The organism is Butyrivibrio sp. AE3004 (assembly GCF_000703165.1).
Classification (GTDB): Bacteria; Bacillota; Clostridia; order Lachnospirales; family Lachnospiraceae; genus Butyrivibrio.
On sequence record NZ_JNLQ01000003.1, the window covers coordinates 327,665 to 346,755 of the forward strand.

At 42.1% G+C, this 19,091-nt stretch carries 16 protein-coding genes and 3 rRNA genes; 14 read left to right on the forward strand and 5 right to left on the reverse strand.

Features of this window, described 5'->3' with window-relative positions:
• Positions 1–283: 283 nt before the first annotated feature.
• The 3 genes from BV60_RS0120180 to BV60_RS0120190 all read left to right on the forward strand — a co-directional run bounded on the left by BV60_RS0120180 (position 284) and on the right by BV60_RS0120190 (position 5,152).
• Positions 284–1,828: ribosomal RNA gene (locus BV60_RS0120180) — 16S ribosomal RNA — on the forward strand.
• A gap of 63 nt (positions 1,829–1,891) precedes the next feature.
• Positions 1,892–2,009 (forward strand): 5S ribosomal RNA (gene rrf / locus BV60_RS0120185).
• A 285-nt stretch (positions 2,010–2,294) separates the two neighbouring features.
• Positions 2,295–5,152 (forward strand): 23S ribosomal RNA (locus tag BV60_RS0120190).
• The 16S, 23S and 5S rRNA genes sit together here, the layout of an rRNA operon.
• A 160-nt stretch (positions 5,153–5,312) precedes the next feature.
• Here BV60_RS0120190 and BV60_RS0120195 read toward each other — a convergent pair.
• The 4 genes from BV60_RS0120195 to BV60_RS0120210 all read right to left on the reverse strand — a co-directional run bounded on the left by BV60_RS0120195 (position 5,313) and on the right by BV60_RS0120210 (position 9,928).
• On the reverse strand, positions 5,313–6,221 hold the full coding sequence (locus BV60_RS0120195; RefSeq protein ID WP_156036006.1) for an IS3 family transposase: 909 nt from the start codon (positions 6,219–6,221) through the stop codon (positions 5,313–5,315).
• Complete coding sequence (locus tag BV60_RS0120200) at positions 6,212–6,889, reverse strand: helix-turn-helix domain-containing protein (RefSeq protein WP_029324665.1); 678 nt, start codon at positions 6,887–6,889, stop codon at positions 6,212–6,214. The genes BV60_RS0120195 and BV60_RS0120200 overlap by 10 nt, the downstream gene beginning before the upstream one ends.
• Positions 6,890–7,117: 228 nt before the next feature.
• On the reverse strand, positions 7,118–8,746 hold the full coding sequence (locus BV60_RS0120205) for an IS1182 family transposase (protein WP_029324666.1): 1,629 nt from the start codon (positions 8,744–8,746) through the stop codon (positions 7,118–7,120).
• 327 nt (positions 8,747–9,073) lie between these two features.
• Positions 9,074–9,928: a Cof-type HAD-IIB family hydrolase gene (locus BV60_RS0120210; protein ID WP_051656937.1), complete on the reverse strand. Its 855-nt coding sequence runs from the start codon at positions 9,926–9,928 to the stop codon at positions 9,074–9,076.
• A gap of 208 nt (positions 9,929–10,136) precedes the next feature.
• Here BV60_RS0120210 and BV60_RS0120215 point away from each other — a divergent pair, with 208 nt between their 5' ends.
• From BV60_RS0120215 to BV60_RS0120230, 4 genes are all read left to right on the forward strand, one after another.
• Positions 10,137–10,622, forward strand: coding sequence for an RpiB/LacA/LacB family sugar-phosphate isomerase (locus tag BV60_RS0120215; RefSeq protein WP_330376363.1), 486 nt, complete (start codon positions 10,137–10,139; stop codon positions 10,620–10,622).
• 73 nt (positions 10,623–10,695) lie between these two features.
• A complete protein-coding gene (locus tag BV60_RS0120220; RefSeq protein ID WP_330376364.1) occupies positions 10,696–11,049 on the forward strand; it encodes an arsenate reductase family protein in 354 nt (117 codons plus the stop codon).
• Positions 11,050–11,290: 241 nt separating this feature from the next.
• Positions 11,291–12,013: a class I SAM-dependent methyltransferase gene (locus BV60_RS0120225; RefSeq protein WP_029324670.1), complete on the forward strand. Its 723-nt coding sequence runs from the start codon at positions 11,291–11,293 to the stop codon at positions 12,011–12,013.
• Between the two features lie 116 nt (positions 12,014–12,129).
• The gene (locus BV60_RS0120230; RefSeq protein ID WP_029324671.1) at positions 12,130–12,789 is read left to right on the forward strand and encodes an NUDIX hydrolase; all 660 of its coding nucleotides are present in this window, start codon (positions 12,130–12,132) and stop codon (positions 12,787–12,789) included.
• Between the two features lie 254 nt (positions 12,790–13,043).
• Here the strand turns inward: BV60_RS0120230 and bglS are convergent, their stop codons facing one another.
• A complete protein-coding gene (bglS, locus tag BV60_RS24290; RefSeq protein ID WP_029324672.1) occupies positions 13,044–14,303 on the reverse strand; it encodes a beta-glucanase in 1,260 nt (419 codons plus the stop codon).
• A gap of 191 nt (positions 14,304–14,494) precedes the next feature.
• Here bglS and BV60_RS23925 point away from each other — a divergent pair, with 191 nt between their 5' ends.
• The 7 genes from BV60_RS23925 to BV60_RS23935 form a co-directional block, all read left to right on the forward strand.
• Positions 14,495–15,721 (forward strand): transposase, encoded by a 1,227-nt coding sequence (locus tag BV60_RS23925; protein WP_051656938.1) that lies wholly within the window; start codon positions 14,495–14,497, stop codon positions 15,719–15,721.
• A gap of 102 nt (positions 15,722–15,823) precedes the next feature.
• Positions 15,824–16,093 carry a hypothetical protein gene (locus BV60_RS21425; protein ID WP_035778011.1) on the forward strand — a complete coding sequence of 90 codons (270 nt, stop codon included), beginning with the start codon at positions 15,824–15,826 and terminating at the stop codon, positions 16,091–16,093.
• 442 nt (positions 16,094–16,535) lie between these two features.
• The gene (locus tag BV60_RS21430; RefSeq protein WP_051656939.1) at positions 16,536–17,033 is read left to right on the forward strand and encodes a response regulator transcription factor; all 498 of its coding nucleotides are present in this window, start codon (positions 16,536–16,538) and stop codon (positions 17,031–17,033) included.
• The gene (locus BV60_RS21435) at positions 17,026–17,232 is read left to right on the forward strand and encodes a winged helix-turn-helix domain-containing protein (protein ID WP_035778013.1); all 207 of its coding nucleotides are present in this window, start codon (positions 17,026–17,028) and stop codon (positions 17,230–17,232) included. The genes BV60_RS21430 and BV60_RS21435 overlap by 8 nt, the downstream gene beginning before the upstream one ends.
• Positions 17,222–17,740, forward strand: a complete 519-nt coding sequence (locus BV60_RS0120250) for a hypothetical protein (RefSeq protein WP_029324673.1) — start codon at positions 17,222–17,224, stop codon at positions 17,738–17,740. The genes BV60_RS21435 and BV60_RS0120250 overlap by 11 nt, the downstream gene beginning before the upstream one ends.
• Positions 17,741–17,814: 74 nt before the next feature.
• The gene (locus BV60_RS23930) at positions 17,815–17,952 is read left to right on the forward strand and encodes a hypothetical protein (protein WP_242841040.1); all 138 of its coding nucleotides are present in this window, start codon (positions 17,815–17,817) and stop codon (positions 17,950–17,952) included.
• Between the two features lie 852 nt (positions 17,953–18,804).
• The coding region (locus BV60_RS23935) for a CPBP family intramembrane glutamic endopeptidase (protein WP_330376367.1) at positions 18,805–19,091 on the forward strand (287 nt) is incomplete at its 3' end.

Below are 19,091 nucleotides of genomic sequence, written 5' to 3' on the forward strand. Positions count from 1 at the left end.
AATACAAGAAAAATTTACGAAAAAAAAGTTGTTGACACCATAATAATCCAGTGATATATTTTTATACGTTGCTGCTGCGGACAGACAGAGCCGCAAACGCAGTAATGGAGCGGATTGTAGGCTCATGCACATTGACAATGAAATAGTAATGCAACCCTGAAAATTCCAAAAAGAATATTCAGAGAACAAAACAAACCTAACAAGGTAAAAACGGACAGAACAAAAGCCAAGCTTAAGTTCTGGTCAGACGAACGAGATCAGGAGAGATCCTGATAGAACATTTAAACGTGAGAGTTCGATCCTGGCTCAGGATGAACGCTGGCGGCGTGCCTAACACATGCAAGTCGAACGGAGAATATACGCTTCCGAGACTTCGGTCAAAGATTGTATATTCTTAGTGGCGGACGGGTGAGTAACGCGTGGGCAACCTGCCTCGTACCGGGGGATAACAGTTGGAAACGACTGTTAATACCGCATAAGCGCACGGTGTCGCATGACACAGTGTGAAAAACTCCGGTGGTACGAGATGGGCCCGCGTCAGATTAGCCAGTTGGTGGGGTAACGGCCTACCAAAGCAACGATCTGTAGCCGGACTGAGAGGTCGGACGGCCACATTGGGACTGAGACACGGCCCAAACTCCTACGGGAGGCAGCAGTGGGGGATATTGCACAATGGGCGAAAGCCTGATGCAGCGACGCCGCGTGAGTGAAGAAGTATCTCGGTATGTAAAGCTCTATCAGCAGGGAAGAAAGACCCTTCGGGGAGATGACGGTACCTGACTAAGAAGCCCCGGCTAACTACGTGCCAGCAGCCGCGGTAATACGTAGGGGGCAAGCGTTATCCGGATTTACTGGGTGTAAAGGGAGCGCAGACGGTGATGCAAGTCTGAAGTGAAACCCCACGGCTCAACCGTGGGCTTGCTTTGGAAACTGTATGACTAGAGTACTGGAGAGGTAAGCGGAATTCCTAGTGTAGCGGTGAAATGCGTAGATATTAGGAGGAACATCGGTGGCGAAGGCGGCTTACTGGACAGCAACTGACGTTGAGGCTCGAAGGCGTGGGGAGCAAACAGGATTAGATACCCTGGTAGTCCACGCGGTAAACGATGAATACTAGGTGTTGGGGGACGAAGTCCTTCAGTGCCGACGCAAACGCATTAAGTATTCCACCTGGGGAGTACGTTCGCAAGAATGAAACTCAAAGGAATTGACGGGGACCCGCACAAGCGGTGGAGCATGTGGTTTAATTCGAAGCAACGCGAAGAACCTTACCAGATCTTGAGATCCTGCTGAATACAGAGTAATGTCTGTAGGCCTTCGGGACAGTAGAGACAGGTGGTGCATGGTTGTCGTCAGCTCGTGTCGTGAGATGTTGGGTTAAGTCCCGCAACGAGCGCAACCCTTGTCCATAGTAGCCAGCAGTAAGATGGGAACTCTATGGAGACTGCCAGGGATAACCTGGAGGAAGGTGGGGATGACGTCAAATCATCATGCCCCTTATGATCTGGGCGACACACGTGCTACAATGTCGTAACAAAGAGAAGCGAACCCGCGAGGGGGAGCAAATCCCAAAAATAACGACCCAGTTCGGACTGTAGGCTGCAACCCGCCTGCACGAAGCTGGAATCGCTAGTAATCGCAGATCAGCATGCTGCGGTGAATACGTTCCCGGGTCTTGTACACACCGCCCGTCACACCATGGGAGTCGGAAATGCCCGAAGCCGGTGACCTAACCGCAAGGAAGGAGCCGTCGAAGGCAGGTCGGATGACTGGGGTGAAGTCGTAACAAGGTAGCCGTAGGAGAACCTGCGGCTGGATCACCTCCTTTCTAAGGAAGAGGAAGAAGTAGGGAGTTGCATTACTGTTTTGTTGCCGGTGGCAACAGAAAAATTCCGGTGGCGATGCGAAAAGGGGAAACACCCGTACCCATCCCGAACACGACGGTTAAGACCTTATCGGCCGAAAGTACTATGCTGGAGACGGCATGGGAGGATAGGTGGCTGCCGGATATAAAAAGAAGAAGTTTTAACAGTGATGAGGGAACAGAGGAAGATCCGTTTCCTGATGACTGGTAAAACAGTCAGAAGTCTGTACCTTGAAAACCGAATACTGAAGAAAACATTTTAATCAGAGAATCCGATTAAAAGACATCGAACGGATCTGCGATCATATGATCAGGATCCGAGATCCAGAAAAAACAATGTAGCAATACATAAACGAGCATATATCGATAACGCTATATCAGATATATGCGGGAACGTGGTTATTAAATGGACCAAAAGTTCTATATAGCTGGTCAAGCTATGTAGGGCGCAGGGCGGATGCCTTGGCACTAAGAGCCGAAGAAAGACGTGATAAGCTGCGAAAAGCTGCGGGGAGTGGCAAATACACTGAGAGCCGCAGATATCTGAATGGGGCAACCCGGCAGGAAGAACTCCTGTCACTGCATGCTGAATACATAGGCATGTGGAGGGAACCCGGTGAACTGAAACATCTAAGTAGCCGGAGGAAGAGAAAACAACCGTGATTCCGTAAGTAGCGGCGAGCGAACGCGGAAGAGCCCAAACCGGGTGCTTGCACCCGGGGTTCGGACTGAATGATCGATGGAGGACGATAGCAGAAAGGTCCTGGAAAGACCTGCCAGAGAGGGTGAGAGCCCCGTAAGCGAAATTGTCCGAAGCGAGTCAGTATCCAGAGTAGGACGAGACACGTGGAACCTTGTCTGAAAGAGCGGGGACCACCCCGTAAGGCTAAATACTCCTTAGTGACCGATAGCGCATAGTACCGTGAGGGAAAGGTGAAAAGGACCCCGGGAGGGGAGTGAAAGAGAACCTGAAACCCTGTGCCTGCAAACTGCGAAAGCTCCTTATGAGAGTGATCGCGTACTTTTTGTAGAACGGTCCGGCGAGTTATGTTATGCGGCGAGGTTAAGGGCCATAGGTCCGGAGCCGGAGGGAAACCGAGTGTGAAGAGTGCGAGAGTCACATAACATAGACCCGAAACCGGGTGATCTATCCATGTGCAGGATGAAGCGGCCGTAAAAGGCTGTGGAGGTCCGAACTCACATCCGTTGAAAAGGGTGGAGATGACGTGTGGATAGGGGAGAAATTCCAATCGAACCCGGAGATAGCTGGTTCTCCCCGAAATAGCTTTAGGGCTAGCCCTGTAGCATGCCATTTGGAGGTAGAGCACTGAATATCCGCGGGGGCTTCACCGCTTACCAAAGATTATCAAACTCCGAATGCCAGTATGGCTGAGCGCAGGAGTCAGACTGTACGAGATAAGTTGGACAGTCAAAAGGGAAAGAGCCCAGATCCACGGCTAAGGTCCCAAAGTGCGTGTTAAGTGGAAAAGGATGTGGGATTTCACAGACAGCTAGGATGTTGGCTCAGAAGCAGCCACACATTCAAAGAGTGCGTAATAGCTCACTAGCCGAGAGGTCCTGCGCCGAAAATTACCGGGGCTGAAACACGACACCGAAGCCTGGGGATTGCAAGTATCTACGGGTACTTGTGATCGGTAGGGGAGCATTCACAGCAGCGTCGAAGTCGTACCGTAAGGAGCGATGGAGCGCTGTGAAGAGAGAATGCCGGAATGAGTAGCGAGATGGAGGTGAGAATCCTCCAGGCCGAATATCCAAGGATTCCAGGGTAAAGCTGATCTGCCCTGGGGAAGTCGGGACCTAAGGCGAGGCCAGACGGCGTAGTCGATGGACAGCAGGTTGATATTCCTGCACCTGATGATATCAGAACTGTGGGGACGCAGGACGAAAGTGTGAGCCGGGAAAGGAAAGACCGGTCCCGCAAGGGGGAACGAAGTAAGAGTAGTGAAGCACATGGACGTACTGCCAAGAAAAGCCACTATTGCGTATCATCAGCCCGTACCGTAAACCGACACAGGTGGATGAGGAGAGGATCCTAAGGCCGGCGGGAGAAGCATTGTTAAGGAACTCGGCAAAATGTCCCCGTAACTTCGGGATAAGGGGAGCCTGCGAGAGCAGGCCGCAGAGAAGAGGCTCAAGCAACTGTTTAGCAAAAACACAGGTCTATGCGAAACCGAAAGGTGAGGTATATGGGCTGACGCCTGCCCGGTGCTGGAAGGTTAAGAGGAGAGGTCAGGGCAACCGAAGCTTTGAATTTAAGCCCCAGTAAACGGCGGCCGTAACTATAACGGTCCTAAGGTAGCGAAATTCCTTGTCGGGTAAGTTCCGACCCGCACGAAAGGCGTAATGATTTGAGCACTGTCTCGGCAATGCACCCGGTGAAATTGAAGTACCAGTGAAGATGCTGGTTACCCGCGCCAGGACGGAAAGACCCCATGGAGCTTTACTCCAGGTTGATACTGGGATTCGGTACTGTATGTACAGGATAGGTGGGAGACTGTGAAGTGATGACGTCAGTTGTCATGGAGTCGCTGTTGGGATACCACCCTTATAGTACTGGGTTTCTAACCAAGGACCGTGAAACCGGTCCGGGGACAATGTCTGCCGGGGAGTTTGACTGGGGCGGTCGCCTCCGAAAGGGTATCGGAGGCGCTCAAAGGTTCCTTCAGAATGGACGGAAACCATTCGCAGAGTGCAAAGGCAGAAGGGAGCCTGACTGTGACACCGACGGGTGGAACAGATACGAAAGTAGGACTTAGTGATCCGGTGGCATGAAAGTGGGATTGCCATCGCTCAACGGATAAAAGCTACCCTGGGGATAACAGGCTTATCACTCCCAAGAGTTCACATCGACGGAGTGGTTTGGCACCTCGATGTCGGCTCATCGCATCCTGGGGCTGTAGCAGGTCCCAAGGGTTGGGCTGTTCGCCCATTAAAGCGGTACGCGAGCTGGGTTCAGAACGTCGTGAGACAGTTCGGTCCCTATCCGGCGCGGGCGTAGGATATCTGAGAGGAGCTGTCCTTAGTACGAGAGGACCGGGATGGACGGACCGCTGGTGTATCAGCTGCATCGCCAGATGCATAAGGCTGGGTAGCCAAGTCCGGAAGGGATAAACGCTGAAGGCATCTAAGCGTGAAGCCCCCCTCAAGATGAGATATCCCTGCATTTTGCAGTAAGACCCCTTAGAGACTATGAGGTAGATAGGCACAAGGTGTAAGCACGGTAACGTGTTCAGCTGATGTGTACTAATAGGTCGAGGGCTTGTCCAAAAAAGGATATAGAACAATAACGGATTGAAGATGAAGTATTCAGTGTTCGGTTTTGAAGGTACAAAATGCAGAAGGGGCTGTCGCTTTGAACCGCTCCCCGTCAAGTAGACAGTCAAAAAAATAAATTTTCTGCCATCAGTTTTTCTCCTGATGGCAGTTTTTATGCCACCAGCAAATAATTATTATGTTTCTCTATAGGCGTAAGAACACCAAGATTTCTCTGTAAACGTCTGTTGTTATAGTATTCAATGTATTCCTCAATCATCGTAACCAATGAAGCTTTATCCTTGAATCTTTTTCCATAATACCGCTCTCGCTTGATTATTCCCCAAAAGCCTTCCATGGGACCGTTGTCGATGCATTTTGCCACTCTTGACATGCTCTGAGTCATTCCAGCAGCCTCTAACTTCGCGTGGAACAGTCTGTTTGTATACTGGAATCCTCTATCACTGTGGCACAATGGTGTTGCACCAGGATTTGCAACTATAGCAGCATCAAATGTATCAAATACCAATGGGTTATTATTCGAATCACTTATCACATATGATACGATTCTTCGATCATATAAATCGAGGATAGCACTCAAATATATCTTATGAATTTCCTGATCCACATAATATTTGAATTCCGTTACATCTGTCAGCCACTTTTGGTTAGGGGCATCTGCCGAAAATTCTCTATTTAAGATGTTCTCGGCAATGAATTGAGGATTAGCCGCCTGTCTTGTGCATCCATTGTTGGCATATTTTATAGTGGATTTAATTCCCTTTTTACGGCAGATCCTAAGGACACGTTTATCATTTACCTTTATATCATGGTACCGTTCTAGATCATCTCTAATACGTCGATATCCTTTATCAGGGCTCTCTGTGTGTATTTTTTCTATTTCATCAGCTATACGTTTGTTTTCAGTTTCGTAGGCTGGAATCCCCCTATGCAACCATTTATAGTATGCGGCTCGGCTAACATTTCCCACTTTGCAGAGTGCAGAAATTGGATAGCCATGTTCATCATTCTCTGCCTTAATAGCAAGATATACCTGCTCATGACGGATAAGGCTCAGTCCCACCCCCTCTCTATTGCATCGAGTTTTTTTAAGAAAGCAGCCTCCATTTCAGCACGTTCCTTTTCTGCACGAAGTATCCTATTTTCAGCGCGTAACCTATCCAATTCTGTCATTTCTTCTTTAGACTTGGTTCTTCCACGCCTGTCTTTAAGAGCCTCAATTCCATCGGCCTTATATTTAACTGTATAGTTTCGTGCTTGCTGATATGATACCTTGAACCTCTCAGCAGTTTCTGCATAATTGCAATCATGAGAAATGCAATACTGAACAATTTCTACACGCTCATCAAATGTTGTTTTTCTCCCCTTGGTCATGATGGTTACTCCTCCTGTTTCGGAAGCTTTCAGTTCCTCATGATCATTATATTTCTTTATCCAGTTTTGTAACTTACTTTTTGCTCTAATGCCATATTTCTGACATATAGATAGTAATGAGCCTTCTCCATTTATATACTCCAGAACTGCTTTCTCCTTCAGTTCCTTGGAATATTTTTTGTATTTTCTTTGATAAAATGCTTCAGTGCCATCGCTTTGGTAAATGGCAATCCATAGTTGTACGGATGTGAGTGCAACTCCAAGCCTTGCTGCTGCATGGCACTGTGTTTCTTTTCCATCAAGAATCCCCTTTACTGTCATTAATTTTTCATCTGGATCTATCTTATATTTGGACATAAAAATGCTCCCTCCCAAGCAGTACAAGATTTTATTATTTCTCTTGTCTACCTAGAAGGGAGCATATCACTTTAGATGATTAAATCATTTGGACGAGGCCCCTTTTTCTTACCATAAATTGTGGATATGAGAAATGGTTTTTATCGTTATTGTTAAAAATTGAGTACTTTAACAGGCCGATGTGATAATCGGCGCATTGTTGCTTTTTTCGTTTTGAAGTGTCAAAAATTATGAGGCTTTTTTCAGTTCAAACAGATGCGTTCCGGTTCGCTCAGAAGCAATCTTGTGATGCAGCTTATTTATGTCATAGCCGATTGCCAGAAGTATGCTCTGCGCAAGAACATTTTCTTTTCCGCGATACAGATATCTTCTGAAGTTCATGTCTTCTTTCACATTTGCGAAGGATCCTTCCGCTTGAATACTACGGTTCATTCTCAGCTGAGTTCCGTAATCGCTGGTTATCCGTTCAAGACATTCTGCTCGTTTTTCTTCCATTTTTCTTGAGACGGAAAGCTTCTTGTTTCTATCTTCAAACGCGGTCTTGCAGTTATTTCCTTTAATGCAGTCTTTCTTGTAAGGACAGCTATCACAGTTATTGCATTCATATATCGTTACTTCACGTTGATATCCTGTTGCTGTTTTTTGTGTCCTTTTGGATACTGCAAGGAGCTGTTTTCCATTTCTACATATATAACAGTCTGACTCAGGATCATAATCCATGTTTTCGCGTCTGCTTATGTCATTTCTAAACTTCCTTGTTTTTGATAGTTCATAATTCTGAGGCTTTATATATGCTGCCTGCTCATTGGATTCGATAAAGATATAATTCTCTTCGCTTTCATAGCCTGCATCCGCAACGATATTCTTATACTTGAAAGAAAGATGTTCTTCCATATCCTTTAAGAATGGAATCAACGTGTTTGTATCAGTCGGATTCTGGAATACATCAAGCCATGTAACATACTCTGAGTCTACTCCGTGTTGGAGATTGTATGCAGGTTTTAGTTGTCCGTTTAGCATTGCATCTTCCTTCATTCTCATGAACGTGGCGTCAGGATCAGTCTTGGAATAGCTGTTACGTTTTCCGCACAAATAAATCTTTTTTGTGTATTCCTTAAGCTTTTCCACATATTCCTCAAGTGTTTCAATCGAACGTTGTAAAGGTGTTTTTCTCTTCCCTATACCATGCACAAATATAATTCCTTCATCAGCCTTTAGTTTATACAGCTTCTTTCTAAGCCGTTTCAAGGTGTGCAGCGAAATCTGGTCATTGTAGACTACCTTTATGCCATAGAGTTCTTCACACTCTGCGCAAAACATGCATACTTTTTCAGTAAGCTTTATCATATTTTTAGATACAGCTCTTTTCCATACAAATGTATACTTGTTAGCTACCGACTCTATTTTAGTTCCATCAATAAAGATGTTTTCGCCTGATATTTCTCCCAATTCGAGCAGTATAGTTCCTACCTGTGCCATAAGACGCTTAGCACACTGTGAGAGATGAATGGATATAAATCTTGCTATGGTGGAGTGATCTGGAGCAGGAGCTCCGTCCAGAAGATACATGAAGTTGATATCTCTCTTACAGACAGACTCAATATCACGACTAGAATAGATTTTGTTCATTGCCGCATAGATGACAATCTTCAGCATCTGATGCGGTGAGGCCTGATTCTTTCTGATTCTGTCATAAGTCTTATACAGATCAGAAAGATCCATCTCCTCCACAAATGCACTTACCAGGCGCACCGGATCATCGGATGGGATAGAAATTTCTATGTCGAGCGGAAGTTTGATTTGATGATACAAGGAAGAAACGGTATAATCTCCTTGTAAGATTTTATTTAGTAGCATAAATATATTTTACCGCAGAAACCAGGCTTTTCGAAGTCTGGTTTTTGTGTTAAGTGAAGGTATTTATTGACAGCCCAGCCCCTCAGGTATCTGTACAGAAATGTGCAGTTCTCGGACGAGGATGTTGATTTTCAAAACGAAGAAAGCATCAAATGCCGATTTCTCTGAGCAAGGTCGAAATGAGGCATTTGATGCTTAATGAGTTTTAGAAAATCACACCGCAGACGAAAACAAACATTTCAGTACGGATGCCTGAGACGCTGGGCGTCAAAAAGGCTGTCACACTAAATTAGTGCGACAGCCCCTTTTTTACATGTTTGTTTTCAATTAAAAATCAAAATATTCTCTGATTGCATAGCCTACACCGTCATTGTCACAGTCTTTTGTTATGTAGTTAGCGAATTTCTTTATATTGGTGCAAGCATTCATCATGACAATAGAAATTCCTGCTGTGTTAAGCATGTCACGATCATTGTCGGCATCTCCGATAGCCATTGTCTCTTCAATAGGGATATTAAGGAGAGAGGCCAGTGTTTTAAGTGCGGCACCTTTTGAGACGCCTTTTGCATTCATTTCAAGGCTGGTTTCTTCTGCCAGTGCAAATGTAAGGGGAAGATCTTGTAATTCATGGTATCCACGCTGACGATCTGCCTGACTTCTGAAATATATATTTATCTTAGTGATGGATTCGTGCTTTTGGCTTTCAGTAATCATGTCGCTTACCTGCCTGGTTACCTTGAGGTACATAGGTTGATATACACCCATATGAAAGTCATCCATGTGATTAATGTCATCTGAAGACACGATGGATTCATTTTCAGTAAGGAAAGTGAGCATTCCATTGAATTTATTTGCAACTTCAATTATTTTTCCAAAATAATCATTCAAAATTTCTTTTCTGTATATGACTTTATTATCTTTGCAGTCATATATTATTGCCCCACTGTAGCAGATTGCATAGCGAATCATTGGAGTGCTCTCAAAATATTCCTTCATTTCCACGAGTGCTCTTCCGGTTGCGTAGGAAAGGCATACGCCGTTATCAGCGACCCTTGTAAGAGTATTAAGTGTTTCAGGTAGGAGCTTCTTTTCTGAAGTGAGAAGGGTGCCATCCATATCCATTGCTATAAGCCTATATGGCAGATCTTTTTTTATATTTTTTGTGTTGTTTGTAATAGACATTACTATAATTATCCTTTTAAATATTTATTTTTCATCTTTGCAATTATACATGATTTTTTAGAAATGCCAAGACGATTACTATAAACTATTATGAAATAAACATCCTTTTATGGGTTAGTAGTGTTGGATTATAAAAGAGTAAGTGTTAAAGTGTATATATTAAAACTATGAACCGTAATAAGGGATCTACTGCACAAGGTATCCCCTTATGACCAAAGAGAGGGTGAGAAATATGACAATCGCAATGGCAAATGATCACGCAGGAACACAGATGAAAGAAGAAATCAAAAAGTATCTTATTTCACAGGGATATGAGGTTAAGGATTTTGGCACATATGATGAGGAATCCTGTGATTTATCTGATTTTGTTTATCCCGCAGCTTTAGCTGTGGCAAAGGGAGAATGCGACAGAGGAATATTTTGTGACGGTGTTGGCTATGGTAGTGCGCTTATTGCAAATAAGATAAATGGTTGCTATGCAGCAGTATGTCAGGATCCGTTATGCGCTACTTTGGCAAGGCAGCATACAGATTCCAATATTCTCTGTCTCGGAGCTAAGATTATTGGTGGGCTTATGGCGATGGAAGTAGTAAAGACATGGCTGACAACAGAGCCATTGATGGAAGAGAAATATCGTAGACGTGTTCAGAAAGTTTGTGATATTAACGACAAGCATTGTGTGCCGGTTAATTAGTAAAAATCGAACAGAGTAGTGTACATAATACTTCGGATATAGGAATAATGTTGCTATGAAGGAGAAAATGAATATGATAAGGGTTTATTGTTATGCCAAATGTTCTACTTGCAATAAAGCTCTGAAATGGCTTGATTCCAACGGAATAAAATATGAGAGTTTAGATATAAAGGCGCAGCATCCGGACAAGAAAACGGTAAGAGATTTGAATGACAGAAGTGGACTTCCATTAAAAAAATTCTTTAATACCAGTGGAAAGCTGTATAGGGAGATGGAATTATCCAAGAGGTTACCAAGTATGAGTGACGATGAAATTTTGGATCTACTGGCATCGGATGGAATGCTTGTTAAGAGACCTTTACTTGTAACAGATAATGTTGTTCTTGTCGGGTTTAGGGAAGACGCATGGAAAGAAGCACTTTTATAATTTGAGAATGATACCATCCAAGAATGCTAAGCATAAGTCTCTGAAAGATTTTCCGTGCTCTAGATCGGAATGTCATGATTTTGTAGATACTGGCATAGAATGGTGTGAATAAAGCTATATAAGAGGGAACACATACGAAAAAAAGCAAAAAAATTGCCTTTTAGCAGTAGAAATAATACTGCCCGGAGGTGATTTTTTTGCTATAGTAGTAATATGTATTTTCATTTGATAAGGGGATTATATGGGGACAATTAAAGATTACAGAAATATGGTAGAGCAGCCTTGGGGAAGAATGTTCTACGACTTGGTTTTCAGGCAATTAAATATTTCAAATGATAAGAGAGTTAAGATATTGGATTTCGGAGCGGGGTTCTGCCTGACATCAAACTATTATGCAAAATATCATGATGTGACTGCCCTGGAACCAAATTCGGAAATGTATAGTCTTCGGATTAAGGACTACGATTATAAGTTGGTGACTCAAGGCATAGAGTATTTACAAGAAATATCAGAAAATACGTATGATTATGTTCTTTGCCATAATGTATTAGAATACGTGGAAAATGTAGATGACATATTAAATAAATTTGGCAGAGTTTTAAAGCCCGGGGGAAGACTGTCGATTGTAAAGCACAATGAATTGGGAAAAGTTCTTGCTTATGCAGTATTAAATGACAATCCTCAGGCGGCACTTGATATATTGAATGATAATAATGCGGAAGGAAGTATTTTTGGAAATAGAAATCTGTATAATAATGATGATCTTGTGAAGTCATTGGCAAACACTATGGAACTGAGGGGAATTTATGGAATCAGATCATTATTTGGACTATCCTCAAATAATGATATTAAATTCAGTGATAAATGGAATGGGCCAATGCTTGAACTTGAGATAAAAGCTAATTCAATGGATGAGTTCAGGAAGATTGCTTTTTATAATCATTTGATCTTTGAAAAGAAATGAGCATTTTTCCGGACAATTCGTGGGAAGAAATCAGTTTGAATGATTATGAGAAATCTAGGGCACATGATGTTGTAAATCAACTTTCTGATATGGATTAAATTAGGAGAGACAGACTAATGCAAGGTTATAGTATTACAAAAGATATGGTAAAAGAAATCGCTGATAAGAAGTTTATAAGGCTTTATGACCTTCAATATCAGGAAGGAAGGCATTATTTTGATGCAACCAGAAGACCTCTTGATGGCATTGTTGCAATTAAGACAGAAGATGAATTTCAGAAGATGTTGCCTGATGCAGTAAGCTGCGTAGTTATCATAGATAATGAGGGCGAACAGGAAAAACTTCTACTGTCCTATGAGTACAGATACCCTGCCGGGAGATTTCTTTTGGGAGTCCCTGCGGGACTGGTTGATAAGGAGGATGAAAAATCAGATAATCCAATTCTGGAGACTGCCAAGAGAGAAATTCATGAAGAAACAGGAATAGTAGTCGATGATTCTAAAGATAGACTTTCCGTCATTAATCCACTTGTTTTCAGTACACCGGGAATGACAGATGAAAGTAATGCTCTTGCATTGGTTGTGCTTAAAAATGTGGATCTTTCCACACTCACGCAGGAGGGGGCTGAAGGGCAGGAATGTTTTGATGGTTTTGTTCTTTTGACTAAAGAAAAAGCCGGGGAACTTCTTAAAAACGGCGTGGATGAAAGAGGCCATTTCTATTCTGTATATACATGGGCTGCACTAATGTACTTCTGCACGGATATGTGGAAATAAGCATATGATAATAGGATGACTAAAAGTTTTCATTCCTGGTATTAAATGAATTATATATCACTGTGGCTGTTTTATATTAACTCTACCATATGCCTGCCATATCTAAGTAATATAGTCGAAAAAGGAAGCAACCAGTCTGATTGCTTCCGAATAGATCTAAATTATCTTAGAATACCCATATTTACATAAAAATTTCAAACTCTCAACTAAACTGATGAACGTCCCTAATTATTTAGGAAACAATTTATTTGCTATCAATTTGTAGTATCAATCCACCACATCTCGTAGTTGCTGGATACATCCTTATACTGCTCAACATTTGCATTAGCGTTGTTGCTACCGTATGCAATGTTCAGACATTTTCCGCTGTTATGGTTTACAATTTTATATGTGTTATTTGCAGCAGGATAAATCTCCCATTTTTGGCTGTTACTGCCATAATAATCCCATTGGCAAATATTTCCGCCATCCCATGTTGCCGAATCCTGTACTGTGAGAACTTTTCCTGTAGAAGCAGATTTTATTACGTAATAATTTCCATCCTTAATAAAATACCACTTCTGATTGGCATTTCCTTTGAAAGGATACTGAAGGATATTTGTGCCATTATCCCTTCTGTTTCCCTGAACATCCAGTGAAAGTTTACTTCCGAAATTTATAAGCTTATATGCTTTTGAGCTGTCAAATAGTGCTCCTGATCCTACATTACTACCATTATTAGGTTGCTGAGAAGGCGCAGGCTGATACTGGCTGCTACTATTGTTGCTATTGTTGTTAGAGTTTCCTGTGTGTGCATCATAGGAAGCCCAGTCGTAATATGCACTTATTCCGGTTCTTCCATCATAGTGCCGTAGCCACTCATCTACACCCTTACCCGGCCATACGTTCATCATGATTTTTCCGGGAGTATTAGGGATGTCCCTTGTTGCTGTGTAAACAGCCTTACCATCCACATACCATGTGATGCTTCCTGAATTCCAGTCGAAACCATAGGTATGGAAGCTTTGTGATGCATCAAATCCAAGATTGTATAGATATTCGTGATTTCCCTGTCCATTTGTATAATAGTTGAATTGAACTTTTGTGGTGTCATATCCAAGAAATTCAATGTCAATTTCATCCCACTTTGTGCCATCGCTCTCCCCTGTGTATGTAAAGAAAGAAGAAACAACACCGGGGTTCTTTATTGGCTTCATATTTACCTGGAACAAACCGTATCCGTAATATTTCTTTGTTCTGTATTCTCCACCTGTGTAACCCTGCCAATTTCTGTCAATAGTTAGCTTTAACTGTCCGTTTCCAAAAGATACATTGTTTGGAGACCAGGTGCAATCGAACATTCCACCATTACTCCAGCTTGACATCTCAAACTGACTGCTGTCATGACGATCAAACGCCATTCCGTCATGAGTGCCTCCCCATGCACTTGCAGCCGTAACCGGCATAGACGAAGCCAGCAGTCCTCCGATTGTTAACACAGTCCCCAAAACAAGTGAAACAAATTTCCTTCCCATAAAACATATACCTCCTTTTTTGGATAATAATATCTGTTATCTTAAAAGGAGGATATTATATTCATGATGTGGGTGTCAAAAGTATAGAAACACCCTAAAAATGCACATTGATAACTGAATAAAGCTATGTTTTAGTGCTGATCTGCGGTAAAATATTAGTATCAAATCCAGTATTTAACGAGGTTTCAGCCATGTCATTCATCTTAAATGATCATCAGCAAGTGTCTCTTTTTGATTCTCTTACATTTCTCTCAGAAAGAAAACAGAAGATGCTTGAAAGTTCATGGGCTCATCAGTTTTCGCAAGAGATCTTTGTAAACATCAATGAGATGCTGTTTGCTCCATTATACAGCAGTAGTACCAACTCAAGACCAAACGCTCCAATAAATGTTATCGTTGGCGCAATGATGCTTGCTGAGTTCAATGGCATTTCTGAGGATGAGATGATCGAAACCATGGAGTTTGATTTCCGTTATCAGTATGCTCTTCATACTACCAGCTTTGAGAAGCAGCCAATCAGTGACAGGACTTTCAGCCGTTTCCGTGAAAGAGTCTCAGCTTATGAACTTGTGACTGGTATCGACCTTGTTCATGAGTGTATGGTTTCGCTTTCTGATCATATCTGCAAGTTCATGGACTTAAACCCTAACATTAGACGTATGGACAGTATGATGATTGAGTCTAACATCAAGAAGATGGGACCGTCTGGAACTGTTGTATACCTGCTTGTCAAATCTTGTAGCAAGCTTAAACGAGGCGGTTACAATGACAAGATCAAAGGGTTGGAAGCTTATGCGGATCCTAACAACAGGAATCGTGTCGTATATTACGAAAAGGATATCCCTCAGTCAGAACGGATTCAAAAAGTAATCGATGATGCGGTCAAACTTCTTCCAACATGTAAGGATACCCATGGAGAAACCACTGACTATCAACTGCTTGAAAGAGCAATCTCAGAACAGACCAAGGATGATGGCAATGGCCATATCATTCCGAAAGATAAAGGTGAAATGAATGCCACTATTCTTCAGAATCCAGCTGATCCGGAGGCAACCTTCAGAAGTAAGGCTGGTAAAGAGCACCGCGGATATGTAGCCAATCTCACAGAAACTGTTGGTGAAAATGGATCCATTATCACAGACTACCAGTATGATGTGAATACCAGAAGTGATGCATCATTCATCAAGGAATACATCGACAACCAGGAAGAATCTCCTGAAGCTATAGCGCTTATAACCGATGGAGCTTATGACAGCCATGAGATAAAAATGCAGGCTGCTAAAAAGGCATTGCAGTTTTCTCAACAGGCCTTATTGGTAAACAACCAAATCCTATACTTGCTGAATTTGAGATCACAACTGAAGGTACGGTATCAAAATGTCCTGCTGGAAATGTTCCAAAGAGCACTTCTTACATAAAACAGACAAACAGCGCACGAGTATCTTTCACAAGAGAAACATGTGAAAACTGTCCGCCACCGATGTGAATGCAATCCGAAGCTGAAGAAGCGGACTGCCACAATGGTTATATCCTTAAACTCCAGAAAACGTTTGTTAGGATCTTTGGAGATTCTGGATGATGATACCAGAAATAAAATCGGCAGAATCAGGAACGGTGTAGAGACTTCACCGTCAATCCTCAGAAATAAATATGGCGTTGATAAAATGCCTGTCCGTGGAAAGCTAAAGACAAAATACCGCTTTGGCTTTAAAGTTGGTGCCCAAAATTTCGCCAAACTGATGCGGTTTATTAAAGGTAAATCGAAATGCCGGGCATTGGTTATGGAATGACGGTAATAAAGGGGATGAATATGCTCCTCAATAAGGAAAATCTGTCCATCAAACATAGTTTTATTCAGTTATCAATGTTCAAAATACATGTCAAGGTCACGTATAAATGTGACTTTTGGCACCTACATCATATTCATGTTTAAAATATCAGAATGCTGATATTTGAATGACGGAATATTGTTGATTTTTTTGTGCAATAATACCCAAAAGAATCATAGTGTATCATAGCGGAGCATATTTAATCAGGAAAAAGGGAAAAGTATGACTTCTTGTGTGCAAATTGGAAATGCACGCAAGAAACCAGTTGTTAGCGTAGGCCTCCGTTCCTTAAAAAGCAAGGACAAGAAAGTTAAGGTTATGTTAAGATTCACTTCAATTTGCAGAAATAGTCGGGGGGTATTATTATCTTTTAAAAGAGAAAAGTGGGAAAAAGGGAGTATATATGCCAGATAAAATGTACAGAGTGCTGGTTGTTGACGACGAGCCTCAAATAGCAGGACTTCTCAAGGTTTGCCTCGAGATGCACGGAATGAAGGTAAAGGAAGAATATGATGGCAGTAAGGCATATGAATTGTTCAACTCTGAACAGTTTGATCTGATCATTACAGATATAATGATGCCTGTAATGGATGGTTATGAACTGGTTGAAAAAATCAGAAAGCAGAGCAATGTGCCTGTGCTCTTTCTAACAGCCAAGGGTGATGTATTGGACAGAATAAAGGGACTTAATCTTGGTGCGGATGATTATATAGTAAAGCCTTTTGACCCCATGGAGGTTGCTGCAAGAGTGTTATCAACACTTCGCAGATGTTATGGGTATGACCGTCAGGAGGAGGGAAAGGAGCTTGTTTGCGGATCGCTTAGACTTAACCCTTCTTTGAAGCGAATGTATAAAAATGATGCTTCCGTAGAGCTTACGGCTCTGGAACAGGATGATTGAATTTTTTATGCGGAATATCGGACAGGTATTAACTAAAGACCAGATATATGAGGCAGCTTGGGAAAGTGATAAATTCCCTGATGATAATAGCATTATGGTTGCCATAAGTAAGCTTAGAGGGAAAATCTCCGATGGCGAAAATGATTATATTCACACCATCAGAGGACTGGGATATCGGATGGAAGAAAATGAGACTTAGATATAAAAGGAAACTGCAAACATTTCTGATAATTATTCTGGCCTACGTTTTTTTACTCATTTTATTCATAGATAAAATCAGGGATTTCCTGATGGGAGTGATAAACGGTATATATGGTGGTCAGGGTATCAGCAACGATCTGAGCACTCAGATAACAATGGCCAGTATGATTGTGACTTACCTTCTTTTTTGGGGATTGTCCAATATTTTGGAAAAAAACATATCAGAACCTGCCAGAAAAATTGCGGATAATATGAACCTGGTAAGTTCAGGAAATCTCGATGTACAGATGGAGGTAAAGGATAGCTTCGAATTTGCGGAGAATGGAAAGAAGCCTTCAACATCACATGGTTTTGAATTAAAGAAGCTCAGAGTATCAGAGAGCAAACCGAGGAAACAAAACAGACAGCTATATGCCGGGATTGCAACACGATTTAAAAAACTCCAATATGACTATGGTGATGGGCTATGCCAGGCTTCTCAAAGAAAAGGATATCTCAGAGGATGAGAGAAATCACTATCTGACTATAATCGAACAACAGATAAAAGCTGCCAATGTCCAGTTGGAGGACATGCTGGAGTATGCAAAATACGGAAGTACAGACTATAAGATTTTTCCCGAAGAAGGTACATATTGCAGGTCTTCTTCGAGGCATTCTTGCAGATATGTTTTACAGATTTGAGGACAGGAGAATTATTCTTGAGCCTGACAATACCTGACAAAGTGATATGCAAATATGACACTGAACAGATGAGCGCGTTTTTACAAATTTGATCAATAATGCCATCAGGCCATAACCCCCGGAAAATACTACATTATAGGTATCAGTGCTGAGAGAATGGTGTAAACTATCAGTTTTTTCAGATACATGGTCCCTTTTTCTGGAAGAGGACCTGGAAGGATCATATCTTCGAACCTAACCAAGAAAGGGAAGAGTGTGGCAGGCGGACTTGGATTATCAGTTGCAAAAAAATTGCTGAACTTCATAAGGAAGTCTTGCATACTATAGAAACGCGGACGATGGCTATAAAAGCTTTGTAGTGAATTTGCCATTGGTATGATCGGAAAGGTAACAATTATGGAAACAAAAACGGAAAACAACGGTAAAAACAGTATTAGAGGCAGTGGGTATACACGCCTGGCTTTACTTTTGATCCAACTGGCTGTACTGAATAATTATCAGTATACGTGGGAACTTTAGCTATGTCACCACAGGGTGTGGATAAGGAAAACCTGGCTCGATAGCATAAATGCTTTGAAACCCTTATGATATTTATTTCAAATTTGATAAGTACAGTTCTTTTTGGCATATCGGTTAATTATCTTGGATATGTACGCAAAGAAAAAATAAGATTGCGGGAACTTATGAGCCCTGGTATGAGAAAATATGTAATGTAAAAGTCATAGCTTTTATTGTTTTTTCAGCGCTGGCAATAGGTCTTTTTGACAGACATGTTGCAGATTTGATAGTAATGCTGTCTCCCGAAAGCGGTGATTTATTCTACACCATAATGTCAGGTATCACCGAGACAACGCCCATAAATATTTTATCAATGGTTTTATTATCCGCTATGGCGACAGCCTTTGCCTTTCCGGGTATTATAATGCAAAAATTAAAGAAATCTTTTGGAATGGCAGGCTGTATAATTATACCATCAATACTGTTTGCGGTATTGATGCTTAATCCTGTACAGTCGATATACGGAATCCCGTTTGGACTTGTTATGATGTTTGTTTCTTACAGATTTAATTCCGTCGTACCGGGTATGATGATAATTATAATTAACAATGCCGGTGCAGTGATATTAAATCAAGTATTTAATCCGGGACTTCCACCTGCTGTAAGTGCCTGCTTTTT